Here is a 20,895-nt window from a genome sequence, read left to right on the forward strand (position 1 = left end):
GTAATTTAACAAACAAAGGTAAGCGGTAAAAAGAATATATACAGCACTATGGAGATTTTTGCATTAAACGAAGGTTCTTACTCGGTTGATTCCACCAAAAAATTTATCCCTTTCGACCCTGCCAAAGATGATGCAAAAACGCGCCCCGGGTCGCTGTTTATCCATGTTAACCCATTTCTGATCAAAACTCAAAACGACCTGATTTTATTAGACGCCGGTTTGGGTTTTAAGGACAATGACGATGAATTATGGTTGCACAAAAACATTCGCAACCACGGTTTCGAACCGGATGATGTGAGTGTAGTGCTGATGTCGCACCTGCATTTCGACCATTCCGCGGGCCTCGTAGCTGAACGCAACGGCCGCTTAGAGCCCAGCTTTCCACAGGCGCAACACGTGATAGAGCGGAACGAATGGGAATTTGCTTTTTCGGGCAAATCTTCTTCCTATCACAAAGAAATATTTGAAGTACTGCAACGCTCTGCCGATGTATTCTTTACCGAAGGTAACGGCGAATATAAACCCGGCATACGCTATGAACATTCCGGCGGGCATTGCCCCCATCACCAGGTGTTCTGGCTTGAAGCTGAAGGAAAAAAAGCTTTCTACGGCGGCGATGAGTTACCCGAGCCCGAACAGTTACTACGCCGCTTCATTGCTAAATACGATTACGATGGGCGCAAAGCAATGGAACTACGCGAAATATACGGGCGTAAGGCTGCTGAAGAAGGTTGGACCTGCTTATTCTATCACGCCAAACGTAACCCAATCGGAAATGTAAAGTTTGAAAACGATGCTTTTAGCATCCTGCCGGTTTAAGCCAGCTTTTCAGCCTCGAACAGCTCTCTTATCTTTTCAATATTTAAAGGTTTGGAAATAAAATCTTTAACTAAAGGCCGGTAAGATTTAGCACGGTTGATATCATTACTGAACACGGAAGAAGAGATAATATAGATCTTAGACTTGCCTTCAGGGTCAATATCGAGTCTCTTATATTCATCTAAAAACTCCCAACCGTTCATTAAAGGCATGTTGATATCCAGCAGAATGTAATCTGGCAGACCGGGAGAAGGAGCTTCTTTAAGTTTTTTCAACTCATCAATCGCAAATTTCCCATTCAAGCATGCTTTTATCTCACTGCTCACCAAAGCTTTCTTAATTAATTTAATAGAGATGAAGTTGTTGATTTCGTCATCATCTACAAGCAAAATACTAACGGAACGGGAATTATTCGTCATATACCAATTTATACGGTAGAGTGTTCAAAAAAGTTTTACGCTCAAAAGTGATAAATAAAAAACCCGGAACAAATAGATGAACCGGGTTTTTTGTATAAATAATACTTAAATGACTTATTTTTCTGCTACTAAAGTGATGTCAAGCAAAAATTCGTCGTTGATCGCTTTATCACCAATGCTCTCGAAAAAGCTTTTTGAACCGTATTTGATGTTATATTTTGTACGGTCTACTTTTACTTCTTTAGCAGTTGCAGTAAGCGTATTGCCGCTGATAGTGTAGTTTGCAGGGAAGCTCACCTGGTTGGTAATGCCTTTAATGGTTAAATTACCGGTTACGTTTACTACCCCGTTACCAGCAGGGGTAATTTGTGTGGCTACAAACTGAGCAGTTGGATATTTTTCTACACCGAAGAAATCATCAGATTTTAAGTGACCTAATAATTTACCGCCGTTTTCTGCATCCAGGTCTTTGTTAGACATGCTGCGCATATCAATTACGAAGTTACCGCTTACAGGTACATTACCATTTGTTACTACTGCACCAGAAGCAATTTTAATGCTGCCATTGTGCGAACCTAATACTTTTTTACCTGACCAGTCAATGTTGCTTTTAGCAGAATTTACTTTATAGGTTTCTTTTTTTGCTGTAGTAAAGGCAAATAAGCCTGCTACTAAAGTTAATGCAAGAAGTGATTTAAGTGCTTTCATTTTTGTTCTTTGAATTTTGTTGAATCAAAGATAATACAAATAATACATGTTTAAACATATATATATAATTCTTTGCTTTCCACTGACAATTTGATTTATATTTGATATAACCGATTATGAGAAGATATACATTTTTTGCGCTGTTGCTTCTGGAAGGAACAACAGTATTTGCGCAGGTAAAAACCCCTCCGCAGCTTTATCCAGGCCTTTTTGAAGCCGTGCAAATGGGCAAAATTTATGCAGACGGTAAAACTTTTGCAGATGCCACACCTCGAAGAAGCCCGGAACTGATTATGAAGGATTATAATCAGCAAAAATCAAAACCAGGTTTTAACCTTAAAGCTTTTGCAGAGAAAAACTTCATTATTCCTGCGCCGAGCGGTATCCATTATAAAAGCAATATCAGTTCGGGAATACGCAAACACATCGATACGCTTTGGACGGTATTGCAACATAAGGCCGATACTGTCCGGGGAACGTCACTCTTACCGCTACCTTACCCCTACATTGTTCCAGGCGGGCGCTTCCGCGAGATCTATTACTGGGATTCCTACTTCACCATGCTGGGCTTGGAAGAAAGCAAACGGTTTGACATAATGGAGAACATGATCCGTAACTTTGCTTACCTGATTGATACCTATGGCCACATTCCGAACGGTAACCGCAGTTATTACCTGAGCCGCTCGCAGCCGCCTTTCTTTGCGGCGATGGTACAATTACTAGCGAAACACAAAGGCGATCAAACCTATGTACGTTTCCGTCCTCAATTACTGAAAGAATATGCTTTTTGGATGAAAGGGACGGCAGCAGCTAAACCAGGGAAACCGGCAGAGCATGTGGTAATCATGCCAGACGGCAGCCTATTAAACCGTTACTGCGATGCAGGTACCAATCCCCGAGAAGAATCTTACCGCGAAGATGTGCTGAGTGCGCAGCAAAGCAAGCAAACCAAAGCACACTTCTACCAGAACCTGCGTTCAACAGCAGAATCCGGATGGGACTTTAGTAGCCGCTGGTTTGCAGATAACAAACGCCTAACTACCCTGCAAACAACCAGCCTGGTACCTCCCGACCTGAATTCGCTGCTTTACAACCTGGAACGGGTGATCGCCAAATCTTACCAGATCAGCGGCGATGGTAGGTCGGCACAAACCTTTGAGGCAAAAGCTAAAAAGAGGAAAGATGCCATACAGAAATACTTATGGAACGCTTCACTTAGTGCTTTCGCAGATTACAACTGGGAGACGAACAAACTCTCAAACCAACTGACTATCGCAACTGCGTCACCTTTATATTTCTTTGTAGCGACAGATACCCAAGCGCCTAAAATTGCGACTACCATTAAAACGAAGCTGTTAAGGCCGGGGGGCGTTGCCTGTACGATGTATGATACCGGCGAGCAGTGGGACCGTCCGAACGGATGGGCGCCTTTAGAATGGCTAACCATTGGCGGCTTGAGAAACTATCAGCAAAATGAGCTTGCAAAAGATATTGCCATGCGGTGGATGAAAATCAATATCGAAAATTTCAAGAAGAACGGTAAACTGGCCGAGAAGTATGACATCGAGAACCTGAATGCCCGCGCCGGCGGCGGCGAATACCCTACTCAGGATGGCTTCGGCTGGACCAATGGCGTTTTGCTGAAACTAATAAACCTATATGGGGTGAAGTAACACTATCAGTCGTCATTGCGAGCTGCACAGCAGCGCGGCAATCTTATCTGTCAATATTAGAACTGTCATTCCGATCCGTTGGCTGACGGATCGGATCTTCTTCCAAATGCCTTTAACAGAAGAAGATCTCTCACTGCGTTCGAGGATGACAAAAATATTAGATGCAGTATTGCTTGTTGTCATTTTTAACGAAGAATGGTAAGTTCTCAAAGTACATGTACAGATTCTTCACTGCGTTCAGAATGACAGCATATTTGTAGAGACACACCACCTTGTGCCTCCTTACTGAGACGCCAAGTATGTCGTCTCTACTTAGCTGGTTCTATATATTTGTTTAACATCGATCAGGAGGGATGCCGAACCTGTTCTGCATAACATGTAAGAAAAATATAAAAGCACAAAAACGAAAGCCGGAACTAAACGCTCCGGCTTTCTCGTATTATCTGTTTTCTAATTCAAAATCAGGTACCGTACTCAGGCGTAGTTACCTCTGCTTCTTCAAACTCATACTCGCTTAACGGAGGGCAAGAGCAGATCAGCGTACGGTCGCCGTACGTATCATTCACCCGGCCAACAGAAGGCCAGAACTTATGCGCTGCCACATAAGGAAGCGGGAACGCTGCTTTCTGGCGGGTGTACGGATGTTCCCATTCGTTGCCGGTAACCACAGCAGAAGTATGCGGCGCATTCTTTAACGGGTTATCTGTTTTGTCTGATTTACCATTCTCCACATCTTCGATTTCTTTACGGATGGCGATCATCGCGTCGCAGAAACGGTCAAGTTCGTGCTTTGGTTCAGATTCTGTCGGTTCCACCATAACGGTACCTGCAACAGGGAAAGAAACCGTAGGTGCGTGGAAACCGTAATCCATTAAACGTTTGGCAATATCTACCACCTCGATACCAAAATTCTTGAATGCGCGGCAGTCGAGGATCATCTCGTGTGCACAACGGCCCTGAGAACCGGTATACAGTACAGGATAATGGTTTTCTAACCTTGACTTGATATAGTTGGCATTCAGGATCGCATATTTAGTGGCATTGGTTAAGCCCTCACCACCCATCATTGCGATGTAAGCGTGAGAGATCAGCAGGATTGAAGCCGAACCCCATGGCGCAGCAGAAACCGCGTGAATAGATTTACCCTGATCGATATCTACTACCGCATGGCCTGGCAGGTAAGGCACTAAATGTGCAGCTACACCGATCGGACCCATGCCGGGGCCACCGCCACCGTGAGGGATACAGAATGTTTTATGCAAATTCAGGTGGCAAACGTCTGCACCGATAGTTGCAGGGCTGGTTAAACCAACCTGCGCGTTCATGTTGGCGCCGTCCATATACACCTGTCCGCCATTTTGGTGGATGATCTCACAAATCTCAATGATTGATTCCTCGAATACCCCGTGGGTAGAAGGATAAGTAACCATTAAGCAGGATAATTCATTTTTGTACTGCTCGGCACGCGCTTTCAGGTCGGCTACGTCAATGTTGCCGTTCTCATCACACTTCACCACTACAATCTTCATACCGGCCATTGCTGCAGAAGCAGGGTTGGTACCGTGTGCAGAAGACGGGATCAGCGCGATATTACGGTGACTGTCGCCCCTATCCTGATGATAAGCGCGGATCACCATTAGACCTGCATATTCGCCCTGCGCACCTGCATTAGGCTGTAAGCTCATGGCTGCAAAACCGGTAATCTCGCTTAACCAGGCATTCAATTCGTTAAACACCTGCATGTAACCACCTACCTGGTCGGTTGGTGCAAACGGATGCAGCTTACCAAACTCTGCCCAGGTAACCGGGATCATTTCGGTAGTGGCATTCAGCTTCATGGTACAAGAACCAAGCGGAATCATGGAGTGCGTCAGCGAAAGGTCTTTCGCCTCTAACGCTTTAATATAGCGCAGCATCTCATGCTCTGAGTGGTGCGAGTTAAATATCGCATGGGTAAGATAAGCACTGGTACGTTGCAGATCCTGAGGGATAACAGTTTCAATACCAGATTTCAACCCTTCAAAATCAACGTCATTAATGGTTTTACCTTTTACCTTTGCAAAGAAGCGAACGATGGTTTCGATATCCTGAACGCGGGTGGTTTCGTCCAACGCAATGCTGATCACCGAACCGTTATAATGCAAGTTCATCTCGTTGTTCAGCGCCTCGCCATGGATCGGGCCTGCCAGGTTACCTACATCAAACTTAACGGTATCAAAATAGGCTTCGTTTAATTGCTTGTACCCTAATTTTTCCAACGATTTAGCTAACAGGATTGCCAGGCCGTGGATACGTTCGGCAATCAGTTTCAACCCTTCCGGACCATGATATACCGCGTACATACCTGCCATAATAGCCAGTAATGCTTGCGCTGTACAGATATTAGAAGTAGCCTTATCGCGACGGATGTGCTGCTCGCGGGTTTGCAGGGCCATGCGTAAGGCATAATCGCCTGCGCTATCAATGGTTACACCGATGATACGGCCCGGCATAGAACGTTTGTATTCTTCTTTAGTAGCAAAGTATGCCGCATGCGGGCCGCCAAAACCCATTGGTACGCCGAAACGCTGTGTAGTACCCACCACAATATCTGCGCCCCATTCTCCCGGAGGAGTCAGCAGCAGCAGGCTCATGATATCGGCAACAACAGTAAGCTTAATATTCTTCTCGTGCGCCTTTGCTGCAAAATCTTTATAGTTATAAACCGTTCCGTCACCGGCAGGGTATTGAACAATTGCACCAAACATATTGTCGGTCAGTTCTGCCGTACGGTGATCGCCGATCTGCAATTCAATACCAAAAGGTTCTGAACGGGTTTTAAGGATATCTATCGTTTGCGGGAACAGCTCTTCAGAAACGAAGAATACGTTCGCCTGCTGATTTTTGCGAAGCGAATATTGCATAAACATGGCTTCGGCCGCAGCGGTACCTTCGTCAAGCAAAGAAGCATTGGCAATTTCCATCCCGGTAAGGTCTATCACCATGGTCTGGAAGTTCAGCAGTGCCTGTAAACGGCCCTGAGCAATTTCTGCCTGGTACGGGGTATACTGCGTGTACCATCCCGGGTTTTCGAGGATATTCCGCTGAATTACACCGGGAACAAGGACATCATAATAACCCTGACCGATGAAAGACTTAAATACTCTGTTCTTAGACGCCGTTTGCTTTAACGTGTTCAGATAGTCAGACTCGCTTTTTGGCGTGGGAAGATTTAAAGGCTTCTTCAGTCTGATCTGCGCCGGGACTGTTTGGTCTATTAACTGATCAATGGAATCGACACCTATGGTTTTAAGCATTTTGGCGGTGTCTGCCGCGTTAGGAGCAATGTGACGGGACGAAAATTCCTCCTGGTAATTAATGTTGATGCTCATGGAAAGCTACCGAGATTTTAGTGCCGCAAATTTACACTTTTCATCCCGGATAGCCAACCCCTTACGCAAACCTGACAGCGTGTTTACCGGAGGAAAATCAGATCGGCAATGTTATTGCACTTTCAGCCTTTGCAAATACAGCTGGATGGTATTTTCCAGCCCATAATACAAAGCATCTGAAATTAGCGCATGGCCTATGCTTACCTCTTCCAGCCATGGAATTTGCTGTGCAAAATATGCCAAATTGTGCAGATCAAGGTCGTGCCCGGCGTTTAAGCCTAAACCGACTTCGCTTGCAACTTCCGCCGCCTTTAAATATGGTGCTAGCGCGGATTCTTTTCCCTGGTTATAATGACTGGCGTAGGCTTCGGTATAAAGTTCTACTCTGTCGGTACCTGTTTTTGCAGCACCTTCTACCATTGCAGTAACCGGATCCACAAAAAGAGAAACGCGGATACCTGCATTTTTAAACGTAGCCACGATATCCGTCAAGTATTGCTCGTACCTGATGGTATCCCAACCATGATTAGAGGTTAACTGCCCCTCGGCATCCGGCACCAGGGTTACCTGCTCGGGCTTAACGGCCAATACCAGGTCGACAAATTTCTGCTCCTGGCAATTCCCTTCGATGTTAAATTCCGTAGTAACGATCTTTTTAAGTTCGTAAACATCGTCATAACGGATATGGCGCTCATCAGGCCTTGGATGCACGGTGATTCCTTGCGCGCCAAAACGATCGCAATCCTTAGCCACCTGGATCAGATCCGGATTATTACCCCCGCGTGAATTACGTAAAGTAGCTATTTTATTAATATTTACAGATAGACGTGTCATTAGTTGAGTTTATTAACAATGGTAAATATCTTACAACGCTTCAACAACACAAACTTTTTTGTGTTATTTTAATTTTGCCGCTACGTATTTTATGAAACTGAAATTTACCTTCATTTTATTACTCTTACTATCCTCTGCCGCTTTTGGCCAATACAAATATCAACACATACAGAACTACCGCACTTTTTACGGCTGGGCGAGGCATTTCCCGCAAGACTGGATCATGCTGCGCCAGTTCGATAACCTGGGTAAGCATTACGCCCTGCTGGTTAACCCACAAACCCTCGAAACCAAAATTGACGAAACGAATTTCTATCAGGTGAAACCCCTATCGCTGGATGAAGTACGTGCACAATTTAAACGCACCCCTTACGAAAAAGCGTTAAGGCAGGCAGAAAACACATCGCGGGTGATCCAGGATGCGGGCATTGAACACGGCCTGCCCGAAGAAACAGGTGTCACGCTAACGGCAGACCTTTGCCCCTCGCACCGCCCATTAGACCGGGTTATTTTTACGGATCTGACGAATGAATTTTCTAAAGTAGAAAAGCCGGTGCCTATCGGGCTGTCGGTATCGGGTTTGTGGATGCTTCGCCACGAACAAGACCTTAACTGGCTGAAATCGTTGGAACAGCAGCACCAGATCAACATCACTTGGATCAACCATTCTTTTAACCACCGCGTTAGTTTAACCAAACCCTTAAAAGAAAATTTCCTTTTAGAACCAGGTACAGATATTAATTACGAGGTATTGGAAACCGAGAAACTGATGCTGAAGAACGGACTTATCCCTTCTGTATTTTTCCGTTTCCCGGGGCTGGTTTCAGATCAGCAACTGGTGTTCACCATTACCAAATTCGGGCTGATACCGATTGGCACAGACGCCTGGCTGGCAAAAGGGCAACAGCCACACTCGGGCAGCATTGTGCTGATACACGGTAACGGTAATGAACCTGTAGGCGTTAAAGATTTCATCAATCTGCTGAAGTCAAAAACTTCAGCAATCACCAAAAAACAATGGCTGCTATACGATCTGCGCGAAAGCGTTGACGAGGAGTTCGATGCTGAAAAATAGTATTATCTTAACCTAAAAAATAGAAACAATGGATCAATCACTCATCACCACAAGCACTACGCTTGAGGGCTACAAAATTGTTAAACACCTCGGCGTTGTCAGAGGAATCACCGTGCGAAGCCGCAGCGTACTGGGGAACATGGCTGGCGGCTTTCAATCGCTGTTTGGCGGCAAGCTTTCCATTTATGTAGAACTATGCGAAAAAACCCGAGAAGAAGCTTACCAGTTACTTATTCAGCATGCGCAGGCTATCGGCGCCAATGCAATCATTAACATGCGGTATGACGCAAACGAGATTATGCAGGGCATTACCGAAGTACTGGCCTATGGTACCGCTGTAGTGGTAGAGAAAGTATAAAAAAGAATTCACCGGTAAAAGAATTAAAGGCCTTTACCGGTGATTTTTATATCTGGTCAATTATGGCTGACGTGTTTCCTATAATAGGTATAAGAGTATATCATGGGGATGAAGGCTAAAGTGAGTATAAAAGTCATGAACACGGTAAATGCTGTAGCGCCATGCATTAAGAGCATCGCACCGGTGAGTATCAACCCACCTATCACCCAAAGCTTTGCCGCCAACCGGTGAGTGGCTTTCCAGGTGTCTTCGTTTTCCAGCGTCCAAGGTGTGCGGATTCCCACAAAATAATTAGGCTTTACGTTATACATCAGGTTACCCAGGAACACAAATAGTAAGCTGACCAATACAAAGACAAAATTGTCAGATCTCATTTTCCCAACTGCTGCGCTGTCTATAATCAAAAACGACACCACGGAAATAAATAACAAAAGTCCGAAAGCAAGTTTCTGATAAGTTTGCTCGCCATATTTTGCTTTGTACTTCGGATCCAGTGCGGGCAGGTAACGCATTAACAGGAACAAAAATGCAGCAACCCCGCTTAATAATCCCTGTATCACAAAAATGGTAGTTCTTTCGCTATAACCATTGGGCTTACCATCTACGCCAAAATGTATGGCAATGGTTGCGGGCAGGGAAGAATAAATTACCAGGAGGTAAATAACCGGCGCGGCCCATATCAACAGGGCGGCCAGATCGATGATTGTAAACTTTTTCATGAGCTTATAATTATTTTTCGTTTTTAAAATTCATCAGCCATTTCAGTAACTCGTCCAATACAGTAGTATTAAGCGAATAGCAGATAAACTGCCCTTCTTTAACTGCCGATACCAGTCCGGCCTGCTTCAGTAAATCCAGGTGATGTGATATACTGGGTTTCGAAATCTGGAAACGATCGGCAATTTCACCGGCCGTTAGGTCCTTCTCCTTCAAAAACTCCAGAATTTCCCTCCTGGTAGGGTCGTTCAATGCTTTAAATAAAGTATTCATTTTGATATTTAGACAAATGTCTAAATGTTTTGTTACAGTGCTTTCAGAAAATAATTACCACCTGCTTAAAAAAGAAAAGGAGCACCAGTGATGCTCCTTTCAAACTCATTCAGAATAAAATGAGATTAATATCTGTAATACTCCGGTTTAAACGGACCTTGTACCGTTACACCGATGTAATCTGCCTGGTGTTGGTCTAATTCTTCCAGTTCCACACCAATCTTAGCCAGGTGCAAACGTGCAACCTTTTCGTCCAGGTGTTTGGGCAAGGTGTACACCTTATTTTCGTACTGACCGCCGTTAGTCCAAAGTTCTAGTTGCGCTAAAGTTTGGTTGGTGAACGAGTTAGACATAACGAAGCTTGGGTGACCGGTAGCACAACCCAGGTTAACCAAACGGCCTTCTGCCAATACAATCACGTCTTTACCGTCGATGGTGTATTTATCTACCTGTGGTTTAATTTCAATTTTAGTGTTACCGTAGTTGTTGTTCAACCAGGCCATATCAATCTCGTTATCAAAGTGGCCGATGTTACAAACAATCGCTTTATCCTTTAACGCGCGGAAATGTTGTTCACGTACGATATCGCAGTTACCGGTAGCAGTTACTACAATGTCAGCTTCAGGGATAGCGGTAGAAAGTTTCTTCACTTCAAAACCTTCCATGGCAGCTTGTAATGCGCAGATCGGATCAATTTCGGTAACAATTACACGCACACCTGCATTACGCAAAGAATCTGCAGAACCTTTACCTACGTCTCCATAACCGCAAACTACGGCTACTTTACCAGCCATCATTACGTCAGTCGCACGACGGATCGCGTCAACTAAAGATTCGCGGCAACCGTATTTGTTATCGAATTTAGATTTGGTTACAGAGTCGTTAATATTGATGGCAGGAATTGGCAAGGTGCCGTTCTTCATGCGCTCATACAAACGGTGAACACCGGTAGTGGTTTCTTCAGACAAGCCTTTTATACCGCTGATCAGTTCAGGGTATTTATCGAAAACCATATTGGTTAAATCACCACCGTCATCCAGGATCATATTCAGCGGCTGGCGCTCTTCACCAAAGAAAAGGGTTTGTTCTATACACCAGTCAAACTCTTCTGCGTTCATCCCCTTCCAGGCATATACAGAGATACCTGCAGCAGCAATAGCAGCAGCGGCATGGTCTTGAGTAGAAAAGATATTACAAGAAGACCAGGTAACTTCTGCACCAAGCTCAACTAAGGTTTCAATTAAAACCGCAGTTTGGATGGTCATGTGCAGACAGCCTGCAATCCGTGCGCCTTTTAATGGTTTCGAAGGGCCATATTCCGCGCGAAGCGCCATTAATCCCGGCATTTCTGCTTCGGCTAATTCAATTTCTTTTCTTCCCCATGCTGCAAGTGAAGGATCTTTCACTTTGCTTTTCACATATGTGGTTTCTACTGATGACATACTATGCTTTTTCTATTCGTAAAGGCAAAGGTAGGTAATAACTCCCTGAAAATGAAAAAGGGGCTATTTTCAACCATCTACCCAACAGAAATTAACACTACGCTGATAATTTACAATTAGGCGAGTCGATATATGCTATAGAAACAGATTCACCCCAAACAAAAGAGGCCATTTCTTACGAAACAGCCTCATCTTCCTTATTGCATTTCTTTGATGCCTTCTTCCGCCATTCGTGCAGAATCTGTATCATTCAGTTTCAACCGCGCTTCTTTTACTTTGCCAAGTTCACTTGCTACCGCTTTGTTATAACCGTAAACCCGGTAACGGTTACCCATTGCAATCATTTCCCGGATGCCGTTCTGGGCATCTGCCGGGTTGGTTGTTGCAGCGGTCATCTGGGTTAGGCTTTTAAAAAGCTCGAACCTTGCTTCGCGACCGCCGTTCACATAGTGATTGTACACAAAGGGCCACTCGCTATTCTGCCCGGTTTCTGCATATATGGTAGCTATGCGTATGGTTAAAGGGCCTTCCGCCTGCGGTGCCAATTGCTTAGCATACGTGATGCCTTGTTTCTGATCTATCTGGTATATACCGCTCAGTGCCGCTGCCTCCACTGCGTATGACTGGCTGCTGACCGCATTTTTAAACAGATTTAAATTTCCTGCTGCCTTCAGTGCTGCAAGCTTATTTAATGCAGCCGCCTGCACCAACGCACTTTTAGTTTCCTGCGCCAGCTTGGTCAATATGGGTACAGCCACATTCCTTACGTTGTCGTTATTCAAGTTCAGCAGTTTTATTGCCTCTATTTTTAGCGGGTCATACTTATCGTTTAAGGCACTGGTAACAACCATCTGCGCTTCTTTCTTCTCCTGGTGTGGAGCTAATGCTTCGAGCGCTTCGTGACGATCGAGGTAAAGCGGCCCGTTTAAATATTGATAGGCGTATTCTTCGTCGGTCTTGTTGTCAATCTTGGTACATAGCAATACTTTGTCGGCATCTACATTCACGAATTGCGGTTTCGCTGTTAATGCAAAGCTTAATGTATCGCTTTTGCTGTTCATCCAGATAGTTTTACGCTGCTTGCCAGCTTTGGTGTAGATGTCTACTTTCAAAGGCAAAACAAACGCGTCGCCTTCCTGGGTTTGCTGTAAAAATACCTTTTGTGTTTTGGCGGCATCATCCCACTGGTAGTTAATCGTCAGAATGGGATGCCCCGCGCGGTAATACCATTGGTTAAAGAACCAGTTTAAATCTTTGCCACTTGCCTCCTCTAAAGCCAGGCGCAATTGCTGGGCTTCGGCGTTTTTATAAGCATTGGTTTTAAGGTAAATGTTCAGGCCTTTGTAAAAAGCATCATTGCCCAAATAATGGCGAAGCATATTTAAGATACGGCCGCCTTTTTGGTAGGTAACTGCGTCGAACACTTCTTCCTTATCTTCATAATTAAAGCGCACTAATGGTTTGCTGTAATTATTAAGCGAGGATAAATAGGTCTCCATTGCATGGTAATTGTATTCGTTACCGGCATCCATTCCATACTTATGTTCCATCCATAGTGTCTCGCTCAGATCAGCAAAAGATTCATTAACCGTTAAGTTGCTCCAGCTCTCGGCAGTCACATAATCACCAAACCACTGGTGGAACAGTTCATGAACAATATCAATGGTACTTTCAGCGCCACCGTCTATCAGTTCGCGCTTAGTTAATTGCACCTGCTCGCCATGTAAGGTGGCCGTTGTATTCTCCATGGCGCCGCTCACATAATCGCGCACCACAATCTGCGAATACTTGTTCCATGGATAATCAACACCCAATATTTTAGAATAAAAGTCCATCACCTCTGGCGTAAAACCGAAAATATCTTTTGCATAAGGGGCATACTTAGGCTCCAGGTAATAGTTTACTTCTTTATCGCGCCATTTATCATGATAGATCCTGAAATCGCCGACGGCCATCATAAAGAGATAAGGCGAATGCGGCTTATCCATTTTCCAGGTATCGGTGCGGGTACCGTCCGTATTTCTCTTTTGCGAAACCAGTTTACCATTACTCAAGGTAACATATTTGGCAGGAACGGTCATGGTCAGTTCCTCCGTAGTTTTCTGGTTGGGTTTATCTATCGTGGGAAACCATGCCGAATTGCTTTCCGTTTCACCCTGCGTCCAGATCTGCACAGGCTTACCTTTTACGGTGCTATCCGGGTTGATAAAGTACAAACCTTTGGCATCGTTAATAGCCGCACTGCCGTGTGCAGTAAGTTCGTCCGGCTTTGAGGTATAGTCAATGTAGATGGTATAGTTCTCTGTCGAAGCGTATGTTTTGTCCAGTTTAATAGCAAGGGTTTGCTTGTCGTTTACATACTTCAACGGGATATTTTTACCATTTTTTACTACCGCTAGTGCATGGATATCCATCCCCTTTGCATCCAGCCGGAGCGAATCAGTCGGGTAAAAGTGCGGTTTAATAGTTACCCATTCTTTGCCGTACAGGTAACGTTTTTTGTAATCGAACCTGACATCCAGTTTGGTATGCACCAGGTCGTTGATTTTTTCGGGGGTATTTTGATAGCCGGGTAGCTGTGCAAAGGCCCCGGCATTTAAAATAAATAAGCCCACGCCGATCAGCGCAGGCACTTTAATAAATTTAAACATTAGTTTTTATAGATTTTTCCTTCTTTCATTACAAAACTCACCTTGCCCATTACTTTAATATCCTGTAAGGGGTCGCCGTCAACGGCGACAATATCGGCAAATTTACCTTTACTGATACTGCCCGTCTGATTGCTGATGCCTAACAGATCGGCAGCGCTGGTAGTGGCCGCCTTGATGGCCTCCATTGCAGGCATACCCGCTTCCACCATATAACCAAACTCCATCCAGTTTTTGCCATGCGGATAAACACCCGCATCTGTACCAAACGCAATTTTAACACCCGACTTATATGCCTTTGCAAAAGTATTTTGGATTTGCGGCCCTACTTCTAACGCTTTGCGCGCAATTACCGGCGGGAAGTAGTTTTTATTTTTGGCGGCTGTATCTGCAACAGATTTACCGGCAATGATAGTAGGCACCAGGTACGTACCATATTTCTTGGCCAGCTGCATATCTTCATCATTCATAAAAGTACCATGTTCGATGGATGTCACCCCACCCAGGATAGCCCGGCGGATACCTTCGGCACCATGTGCATGGCAGGCAACGCGCATGCCGTAATCTTTAGCGGTTTCTACCACGGCTTTGATTTCATCTATGCTGAATTGCGCGCCGGAACCATCCTCGCTCAAATCGAGCACGCCGCCTGTAGATGCGATTTTGATCAGGTTAGATCCCCTCTTAAATTGCAGGCGAACTGCTTTGATCAATTCGTCGCGGCCATCCGCAATGCCGTCTTCGGGGCCGGGCAAGTGGTTCAGTTTATCTTCACGGATACCATGGGTATCATCCATGTGGCCGCCGCTGGCAGAAATGGCCCGGCCTGCAGTATAGATACGCGGGCCATCAATAAGGCCCTGGGCGATTGCCTTACGAAGGCTGATATTCACGCCACTGCCGCCGCAATCGCGCACGGTGGTGAAACCTGCCATCAGTGTGGTCTTCGCATAAACAGCCGCACGGTAGGCAATATCTGCATCGGTGAAAGTAAAGCTCTCCTGGAAACCCGTCTTACTGGATTGGCTTTCCAAATGAACGTGGCAGTCAATCAATCCGGGCATTACTGTTTTGGTTTTCAGGTCTATGACCTTATCCCCTGCACTGCCAGAAACATAGCCTTTCTCTATCGACTCAATTTTATTACCGTCTACCACGATGGTCATTTCGGGTATCGGCGCATTGGCTGTGCCGTCTATTAACTTTCCGCATTGGATATAGATCTTCTGTGCTGATGCGAAATGCGTAAACAAAACGAATAAAATGGGTAATATTTTTCTCATACCGTGGAATTTGTAATGGGGTAAATAAAAGCTTTTGATGCTGTAAGATAGCATTTTCGCTAATAATACGCCGTTTTACCGCTTTTATATTACTTAATAAAGTAATTATTGGTTAATAAGCCATTGTAAGGAATGGCTTTTGCAACAGGTATGATATCAAAAGTAAAGATTGCCCCTTCATTTTTGAAAACTAACTAAACTGTTCTAACCCCGAATAATGCTGTTATTATGAATACGCTGAAGACTGTTTTAATTGCTGGTTTTCTTTTTATTGCCATTCTTTTCCTAACCAGCCCTTATGGTTATTTTCTTTATTTAAGAAATACAGCAACTGTGCTTTTAATCGGTTTGGGATTATTTGTGGTGTATGTAATACTTGTTCTTAAAATTAAAAAGCTCGGCTGGTTCGACTTTTCTAAAGGTTAATTTTTAGTTTTTGATGAACTAGAGTGCCCGGCATTCAGAGATAAGTTTCAAATTCTTCATTCTAAATATTATCATCATGAATTCACTAAAGGCTATACTTGCAGCAGGTTACGTATTTATCGTGGTATTGTTTCTGAGAAGCCCCTTCGGCTGGACATTTTTCCTTAATAATGTGTTGCTGTTCAGCGCCGCCGCGCTCAGCTTAGGTACTATTATTTTCCTTGCTATTTTCAAGCTTAAAAAATATTAAAAAAGAAAAGCCGCCTTTTTTCAAAAGCGGCCTTGAATCTTAGTAAAAGCGAATGATTAGCAATACTGGTCGAAAGCATCGATCAGGTTGTCTGCAATCATTTGCGCCGGTCGGCCTTCTATCTGATGGCGTTCGATAATGTGAACCAATTTACCATCTTTAAACAAAGCCATTGCCGGTGAAGACGGCGGATAAGGCAGCATATAAGCACGCGCTTTATCAACAGCTTCTTTTTCCATACCGGCAAACACGGTTACCAGTTTATCGGGGTGCTTGCCATGTTGTACAGCCATACGGGCAGCAGGGCGGGCGTTAGCTGCCGCGCAACCGCATACCGAGTTAACCATTACAAAAACAGTCCCTTCGCTTTCAATAGCCTGGGTTACGGCTTCAGCATCTTTCAGCTCTTCGAAACCCGAGGTTGTTAATTCAGCCCGCATCGGAGCTACCAAATATTCTGGATACATCATAATAGACAAAAAATTGAGTAACAAAAATAAAGTATCTGCGTTTAAATTTGCTTATCCGGCAAAATATTAACATTTTGTTGACGTTAAAACTCAGCCATTTGGCTGTTAACCCCCTATTAAGTATTTAAACTATTGTATGAATTTTGACAGAGCAGATTTTGGTGTGAGCGATGTAGTAGAGAACGACGAGCTTAGACCAAAAGTATTACAAGTTAAAGCAACCCATTTTAACGGGCTTAAACTAACCATTGCCATTGTTGTATGTTTTGCGGTTGCCATGGTTTTCACGGTTAAAAAACTAAAGCAGGAGACCGAATGGCGGGCACAGGAGAATGCACGCCTGCAAATGCAGTTAAACAACCTTAAAAGTAAAGTTGACGAGAGTAATTACAAACTCGAGGCCATCACCGCTTCTTCTGACAGTAGCAACGTCAAAGCACTAAGCTACATCGAAGGCATCCAAGCCAAGCTGAAAAAGATTAACGATTATCTGAGCAAGCGCGGATTAAAGGGCGTTTCTTTCAGAACTGCGAATCTCGCAGCCAATAACAGTAAAAAGAATAGCAGCTTAAGTCTTTATGCTAAATATAACCGCTACCTGGAGCAACTGGTTACCAACGTAGCCATGGTGCCGATGGGATACCCGCGGTTAAGCAGTTTTACCTCGTTTTTCGGGCACCGGGGAAACCCTTTTGATTTTGGACGAAATGAGTTTCATCCTGGTCTGGACTTCCGCGGTAAAACAGGAGATCCGGTAAAATGTACCGCAAGCGGCAGGGTTATTTTTACAGGCCGTGCGGGCGGTTATGGCAACTGTATCCGCATTCAGCATATGGATAACATCCAAACCTGGTACGGGCACCTTTCTAAAATTAATGTGCGGGTTGGCCAACAGGTAACGGTAGGGCAAGTGATCGGCAAGGTTGGCTCAACCGGCAGATCTACGGGGCCGCACCTTCATTATGAAGTACGCCGCAACGGCAAACCCGTTAATCCGTCACAATATTTGACGCTTAACCAGTAAAGAAAATAATTGAAAGGGACAGGCTATTTCGAAAAGGGATAGCCTGTTTTTTATTTCTAAAAATCCTTGTTCAGTAATTTTTCCAGCTCGGCGAAACTGATATTCATTTTTACCCTGCCATGGCGGGCGTATGAAATTTCACCGGTTTCTTCAGACACGATGATCGCTGTAGCTTCATTATTCTCGGTTACGCCTATACCTGCCCGGTGACGTAAACCAAACTGAGGCGGCAGATCAGTATTATCCGTCAGCGGTAAAATGCAGCTGGCCGATTTTATTTTATTTCCTGCAATAACTACCGCTCCATCGTGGAGCGGACTGGTTTTCTGAAAGATACTTTCCAGCAAACGTTTAGATATTTTACCGTCTATCACCTCGCAACTATTCTGGTAAAACTGCTCGTCGTAGTACTTTGCGAATACGATAAGTGCGCCCGTACGGGTTTGCTTTAAACTTTTGCAGGCATCAATAATTGGCTTTATACGTGCGTAGTTATTCTTTTCTGTTTCGGTTTTACCAAAAAAATACTGCCACCAGGCCCGGTTACGTTGCAGCGATGCGTTTTTGCCCACCAATAACAGGAACCGCCTGATTTCTTGCTGAAAGACCACGATTACGGCGATGATACCTACGTTCATCAGGTTGCTGAGGATGGCGCTTAACAGGTGCATTTTATTGGAAGGGACAATAAAATACAGCACGCAAACGATGGCCATACCAATGAATATATTGGCAGCTATAGTACCCCTGATGAGGTTGTAGAGCTGGTACATGATCAGCGCAACGATCACGATATCCAATACCGAGAAGAAATCGAACTTGAAAGAGCTAATATTTAAACCTTGCATTGTACGCAATTTACGAACATTTACCCTTTTAGCCGCACCAATTCAATACTTAAGAGCGAACAGTGTTTAGTGCGCTTCCGTTTTGGGAAAAATCAGCGAGGCGACCACACTGACCGCCAGAATACCCAGGATGATCAGCAGGGAAGTACTGGTTGTAATACCTACTTGCTCTGCATGTTCTCCGGCCAGCATTTTGGCGCCAATAAAGGCTAACAGCACCGCTAAACCAACCTTCAGATAATGGAACTTATCAATGATGTTCACCAGTAAAAAGAACATGGAACGCAAGCCCAGAATGGCAAAAATATTAGAGAAGAAAACGATATAGGGATCTTTGGTCACCGAAAATATCGCCGGGATAGAATCAACTGCGAATACCAGGTCCGTAACTTCTATAATCAGCAGTACCAGGAACAGTGGCGTGATCAATCGTTTTTTATTGTACCGGACAAAAAACTTATTCCCCTCAAACTGCGGATGAACGGCAAAGTATTTTGACGCAAAACGTACTACAGGGTGATTTTGCGGGTCGATCTCATCCTCTTTGTTCCTGTTGATAAACATCATCACCCCGGTATACATCAAGAACACACCGAAGATGTACAGGATCCATTCGAAGCGGCTAATCAGCGTTGCGCCGATGAAGATGAAGAGGAACCGCATAATTACCGCACCAATAATACCCCAGATGAGCACCTTATGATAGTGGCGTTTATCTACCGCAAAAGCAGTGAAGATGAGGATCATCACAAAGATGTTATCTACAGAAAGTGCATATTCTACAATATAGCCGGTGATAAATTCCAGCGCCAGGTTTTTACGGTAAAGCTTTAAGCTGCCTGCAAAATCATTGGCGTTAAGTTTTAACCGGTGAAGGTGCTGTTCATTAATTCGCTGTAGGGTAGCAAAATCGTCGATATGATGAAGCCTGTCGCCGAAGAAATAAATCAGCGCGTAAAAGCCAAGCGCAAGCAACACCCAAACGGCGCTCATAATCCCGGCTTCCTTCAGGCTGATCTCCTTTTCCTTTTTATTGAACAGTCCCAGGTCAACCGCCAGCATCAGGGCAATAAAAACCAGGAAACCGGCTATAAAAAGTATTTCGCTCGACATTTATTTCTTTCTTTCGGTAGTGTAACGCACCAATTGCTCCAGCCCCGTACGGGCCTCCCCTTCCGGCATGGTATTTAATATCGCAAAGGCATCTTCCTGGTACTGCTTCATCTGGCTTTCGGCATACTGCAACCCACCAGTGGTTTTTACAAAGTCGATGATCTGCGAGATCTTCTTTGGATCATTATTATGGTTCTTTACCAGGCCGATAATTCTTTTTTTATCGCCGGATGAAGCGTTATTGAGGGAATAGATCAGCGGCAGGGTCATTTTCTTTTCTTTGATATCAATGCCCAGGGGTTTGCCCACGTCGTCCGTTCCAAAGTCGAACATATCGTCTTTGATCTGGAAAGCAATACCCACCTTTTCGCCGAACAAGCGCATCTTCTCTACAGTCTCTTTATCTGCACCGGCTGATGAAGCGCCGCATGCGCAGCATGATGCAATCAGCGAGGCTGTTTTTTGCCGTATCACTTCGTAATAAACGCCTTCGTCAAAATTCATGTGCCTGGCCTTTTCAAACTGTAACAGTTCGCCCTCGCTCATTTGTTTTACCGCATTAGAAAGAATCTTCAGCAACTCGAAATCATCGTTCTCTAGAGAAAGCAGCATACCCTTGGTCAGCAGGAAGTCGCCCACCAATACGGCAATCTTATTTTTCCAAAGCGCGTTGATAGAAAAGAAGCCGCGACGCTGGTAGGAGTTATCCACTACATCATCATGCACCAGCGAAGCAGTATGCACCAGTTCTACCAGCGCCGCACCACGGTGCGTAGCCTCAGTAATACCACCACAAAGACTGGCGGTAAAAAACACGAACATGGGCCTGATCTGCTTGCCTTTTCTTTTTACTATGTAATGGGTAATACGATCGAGCAGCGGAACTGAGCTTTGCATAGATGCGCGGAACTTGTCTTCGAAGACATCTATTTCCGCAGCGATAGGTTTCTTAATTTCGTTGATGCTCAGCATTTAAAATTAAACAGGCGACAGCATTTTTGTTTTGCCTTAATTACCGGTAGCAAACATAGTAAAATTATTTAGCAGAGGCGTTTAAATACCCGCAAACAATAGCTTAATGCGCCACTATTCATAAAAAAAGGAGCGTTTTTCGCTCCTTTTTACATATTACTGAAACAACTTA

Annotated in this window: 19 protein-coding genes; 6 read left to right on the top strand and 13 right to left on the bottom strand. The window is 44.5% G+C overall.

The window, feature by feature from the left end:
* The first annotated feature begins 48 nt into the window (after nt 1-48).
* Complete coding sequence (locus MUY27_RS16360) at nt 49-819, top strand: MBL fold metallo-hydrolase (RefSeq protein WP_245131778.1); 771 nt, start codon at nt 49-51, stop codon at nt 817-819.
* On the opposite strand, the gene MUY27_RS16365 is transcribed toward MUY27_RS16360, so the two are convergent.
* Both MUY27_RS16365 and MUY27_RS16370 read right to left on the bottom strand, forming a co-directional pair.
* Complete coding sequence (locus MUY27_RS16365; RefSeq protein ID WP_245131779.1) at nt 816-1,238, bottom strand: response regulator; 423 nt, start codon at nt 1,236-1,238, stop codon at nt 816-818. The two genes, MUY27_RS16360 and MUY27_RS16365, sit on opposite strands and share 4 nt — an antisense overlap.
* A 114-nt stretch (nt 1,239-1,352) precedes the next feature.
* The gene (locus MUY27_RS16370) at nt 1,353-1,946 is read right to left on the bottom strand and encodes a YceI family protein (protein WP_245131780.1); all 594 of its coding nucleotides are present in this window, start codon (nt 1,944-1,946) and stop codon (nt 1,353-1,355) included.
* Between the two features lie 116 nt (nt 1,947-2,062).
* On the opposite strand from MUY27_RS16370, the gene treA reads away from it, so the two are divergent.
* Nucleotides 2,063-3,619: an alpha,alpha-trehalase TreA gene (gene treA, locus MUY27_RS16375; RefSeq protein WP_245131781.1), complete on the top strand. Its 1,557-nt coding sequence runs from the start codon at nt 2,063-2,065 to the stop codon at nt 3,617-3,619.
* A gap of 461 nt (nt 3,620-4,080) precedes the next feature.
* Here the strand turns inward: treA and gcvP are convergent, their stop codons facing one another.
* Both gcvP and MUY27_RS16385 read right to left on the bottom strand, forming a co-directional pair.
* Nucleotides 4,081-6,990 (bottom strand): aminomethyl-transferring glycine dehydrogenase, encoded by a 2,910-nt coding sequence (gene gcvP / locus MUY27_RS16380; RefSeq protein WP_245131782.1) that lies wholly within the window; start codon nt 6,988-6,990, stop codon nt 4,081-4,083.
* Between the two features lie 111 nt (nt 6,991-7,101).
* A complete protein-coding gene (locus MUY27_RS16385) occupies nt 7,102-7,824 on the bottom strand; it encodes a pyridoxine 5'-phosphate synthase (protein ID WP_245131783.1) in 723 nt (240 codons plus the stop codon).
* A 91-nt stretch (nt 7,825-7,915) separates the two neighbouring features.
* Between MUY27_RS16385 and MUY27_RS16390 the strand changes: the two genes are divergently transcribed.
* Both MUY27_RS16390 and MUY27_RS16395 read left to right on the top strand, forming a co-directional pair.
* Nucleotides 7,916-8,899, top strand: a complete 984-nt coding sequence (locus MUY27_RS16390) for a polysaccharide deacetylase family protein (protein ID WP_245131784.1) — start codon at nt 7,916-7,918, stop codon at nt 8,897-8,899.
* 28 nt (nt 8,900-8,927) lie between these two features.
* Nucleotides 8,928-9,257 (top strand): YbjQ family protein, encoded by a 330-nt coding sequence (locus MUY27_RS16395; protein WP_245131785.1) that lies wholly within the window; start codon nt 8,928-8,930, stop codon nt 9,255-9,257.
* A gap of 56 nt (nt 9,258-9,313) precedes the next feature.
* On the opposite strand, the gene MUY27_RS16400 is transcribed toward MUY27_RS16395, so the two are convergent.
* The 5 genes from MUY27_RS16400 to MUY27_RS16420 all read right to left on the bottom strand — a co-directional run bounded on the left by MUY27_RS16400 (nt 9,314) and on the right by MUY27_RS16420 (nt 15,620).
* Entirely contained in the window at nt 9,314-9,976 is a 663-nt protein-coding gene (locus tag MUY27_RS16400; RefSeq protein WP_245131786.1) for an SdpI family protein, read from the bottom strand.
* Between the two features lie 10 nt (nt 9,977-9,986).
* Complete coding sequence (locus MUY27_RS16405; RefSeq protein WP_245131787.1) at nt 9,987-10,247, bottom strand: autorepressor SdpR family transcription factor; 261 nt, start codon at nt 10,245-10,247, stop codon at nt 9,987-9,989.
* A gap of 125 nt (nt 10,248-10,372) precedes the next feature.
* Nucleotides 10,373-11,689 (bottom strand): adenosylhomocysteinase, encoded by a 1,317-nt coding sequence (gene ahcY, locus MUY27_RS16410; protein WP_245131788.1) that lies wholly within the window; start codon nt 11,687-11,689, stop codon nt 10,373-10,375.
* A 197-nt stretch (nt 11,690-11,886) separates the two neighbouring features.
* The gene (locus MUY27_RS16415; RefSeq protein WP_245131789.1) at nt 11,887-14,340 is read right to left on the bottom strand and encodes a M1 family metallopeptidase; all 2,454 of its coding nucleotides are present in this window, start codon (nt 14,338-14,340) and stop codon (nt 11,887-11,889) included.
* Nucleotides 14,340-15,620, bottom strand: a complete 1,281-nt coding sequence (locus MUY27_RS16420; protein WP_245131791.1) for a metal-dependent hydrolase family protein — start codon at nt 15,618-15,620, stop codon at nt 14,340-14,342. The genes MUY27_RS16415 and MUY27_RS16420 overlap by 1 nt, the downstream gene beginning before the upstream one ends.
* 502 nt (nt 15,621-16,122) lie before the next feature.
* Here MUY27_RS16420 and MUY27_RS16425 point away from each other — a divergent pair.
* Nucleotides 16,123-16,296: a hypothetical protein gene (locus tag MUY27_RS16425; RefSeq protein ID WP_245131793.1), complete on the top strand. Its 174-nt coding sequence runs from the start codon at nt 16,123-16,125 to the stop codon at nt 16,294-16,296.
* 56 nt (nt 16,297-16,352) lie between these two features.
* Here the strand turns inward: MUY27_RS16425 and MUY27_RS16430 are convergent, their stop codons facing one another.
* Nucleotides 16,353-16,763, bottom strand: coding sequence for a BrxA/BrxB family bacilliredoxin (locus tag MUY27_RS16430; protein ID WP_245132069.1), 411 nt, complete (start codon nt 16,761-16,763; stop codon nt 16,353-16,355).
* Nucleotides 16,764-16,902: 139 nt separating this feature from the next.
* Between MUY27_RS16430 and MUY27_RS16435 the strand changes: the two genes are divergently transcribed.
* The gene (locus MUY27_RS16435) at nt 16,903-17,790 is read left to right on the top strand and encodes a M23 family metallopeptidase (protein WP_245131795.1); all 888 of its coding nucleotides are present in this window, start codon (nt 16,903-16,905) and stop codon (nt 17,788-17,790) included.
* Between the two features lie 56 nt (nt 17,791-17,846).
* Here MUY27_RS16435 and cdaA read toward each other — a convergent pair whose 3' ends face one another.
* From cdaA to MUY27_RS16450, 3 genes are all read right to left on the bottom strand, one after another.
* Nucleotides 17,847-18,638, bottom strand: a complete 792-nt coding sequence (gene cdaA / locus MUY27_RS16440) for a diadenylate cyclase CdaA (RefSeq protein WP_245131797.1) — start codon at nt 18,636-18,638, stop codon at nt 17,847-17,849.
* Between the two features lie 66 nt (nt 18,639-18,704).
* The gene (locus MUY27_RS16445) at nt 18,705-19,751 is read right to left on the bottom strand and encodes a TerC family protein (RefSeq protein WP_245131798.1); all 1,047 of its coding nucleotides are present in this window, start codon (nt 19,749-19,751) and stop codon (nt 18,705-18,707) included.
* Nucleotides 19,752-20,723 carry a polyprenyl synthetase family protein gene (locus MUY27_RS16450; RefSeq protein ID WP_245131799.1) on the bottom strand — a complete coding sequence of 324 codons (972 nt, stop codon included), beginning with the start codon at nt 20,721-20,723 and terminating at the stop codon, nt 19,752-19,754.
* Nucleotides 20,724-20,895: the final 172 nt, after the last annotated feature.

The organism is Mucilaginibacter straminoryzae, from assembly GCF_022953055.1.
Classification (GTDB): domain Bacteria; phylum Bacteroidota; class Bacteroidia; order Sphingobacteriales; family Sphingobacteriaceae; genus Mucilaginibacter; species Mucilaginibacter straminoryzae.

What these genes read in the sequence shown, in the direction of transcription:
- MUY27_RS16360 (WP_245131778.1), top strand. Translation starts at nt 49, where the DNA reads ATGGAGATTTTTGCATTAAACGAAGGTTCTTACTCGGTTGATTCCACC.
- MUY27_RS16365 (WP_245131779.1), bottom strand. Translation starts at nt 1,238, where the DNA reads ATGACGAATAATTCCCGTTCCGTTAGTATTTTGCTTGTAGATGATGAC.
- MUY27_RS16370 (WP_245131780.1), bottom strand. Translation starts at nt 1,946, where the DNA reads ATGAAAGCACTTAAATCACTTCTTGCATTAACTTTAGTAGCAGGCTTA.
- treA (WP_245131781.1), top strand. Translation starts at nt 2,063, where the DNA reads ATGAGAAGATATACATTTTTTGCGCTGTTGCTTCTGGAAGGAACAACA.
- gcvP (WP_245131782.1), bottom strand. Translation starts at nt 6,990, where the DNA reads ATGAGCATCAACATTAATTACCAGGAGGAATTTTCGTCCCGTCACATT.
- MUY27_RS16385 (WP_245131783.1), bottom strand. Translation starts at nt 7,824, where the DNA reads ATGACACGTCTATCTGTAAATATTAATAAAATAGCTACTTTACGTAAT.
- MUY27_RS16390 (WP_245131784.1), top strand. Translation starts at nt 7,916, where the DNA reads ATGAAACTGAAATTTACCTTCATTTTATTACTCTTACTATCCTCTGCC.
- MUY27_RS16395 (WP_245131785.1), top strand. Translation starts at nt 8,928, where the DNA reads ATGGATCAATCACTCATCACCACAAGCACTACGCTTGAGGGCTACAAA.
- MUY27_RS16400 (WP_245131786.1), bottom strand. Translation starts at nt 9,976, where the DNA reads ATGAAAAAGTTTACAATCATCGATCTGGCCGCCCTGTTGATATGGGCC.
- MUY27_RS16405 (WP_245131787.1), bottom strand. Translation starts at nt 10,247, where the DNA reads ATGAATACTTTATTTAAAGCATTGAACGACCCTACCAGGAGGGAAATT.
- ahcY (WP_245131788.1), bottom strand. Translation starts at nt 11,689, where the DNA reads ATGTCATCAGTAGAAACCACATATGTGAAAAGCAAAGTGAAAGATCCT.
- MUY27_RS16415 (WP_245131789.1), bottom strand. Translation starts at nt 14,340, where the DNA reads ATGTTTAAATTTATTAAAGTGCCTGCGCTGATCGGCGTGGGCTTATTT.
- MUY27_RS16420 (WP_245131791.1), bottom strand. Translation starts at nt 15,620, where the DNA reads ATGAGAAAAATATTACCCATTTTATTCGTTTTGTTTACGCATTTCGCA.
- MUY27_RS16425 (WP_245131793.1), top strand. Translation starts at nt 16,123, where the DNA reads ATGAATTCACTAAAGGCTATACTTGCAGCAGGTTACGTATTTATCGTG.
- MUY27_RS16430 (WP_245132069.1), bottom strand. Translation starts at nt 16,763, where the DNA reads ATGTATCCAGAATATTTGGTAGCTCCGATGCGGGCTGAATTAACAACC.
- MUY27_RS16435 (WP_245131795.1), top strand. Translation starts at nt 16,903, where the DNA reads ATGAATTTTGACAGAGCAGATTTTGGTGTGAGCGATGTAGTAGAGAAC.
- cdaA (WP_245131797.1), bottom strand. Translation starts at nt 18,638, where the DNA reads ATGCAAGGTTTAAATATTAGCTCTTTCAAGTTCGATTTCTTCTCGGTA.
- MUY27_RS16445 (WP_245131798.1), bottom strand. Translation starts at nt 19,751, where the DNA reads ATGTCGAGCGAAATACTTTTTATAGCCGGTTTCCTGGTTTTTATTGCC.
- MUY27_RS16450 (WP_245131799.1), bottom strand. Translation starts at nt 20,723, where the DNA reads ATGCTGAGCATCAACGAAATTAAGAAACCTATCGCTGCGGAAATAGAT.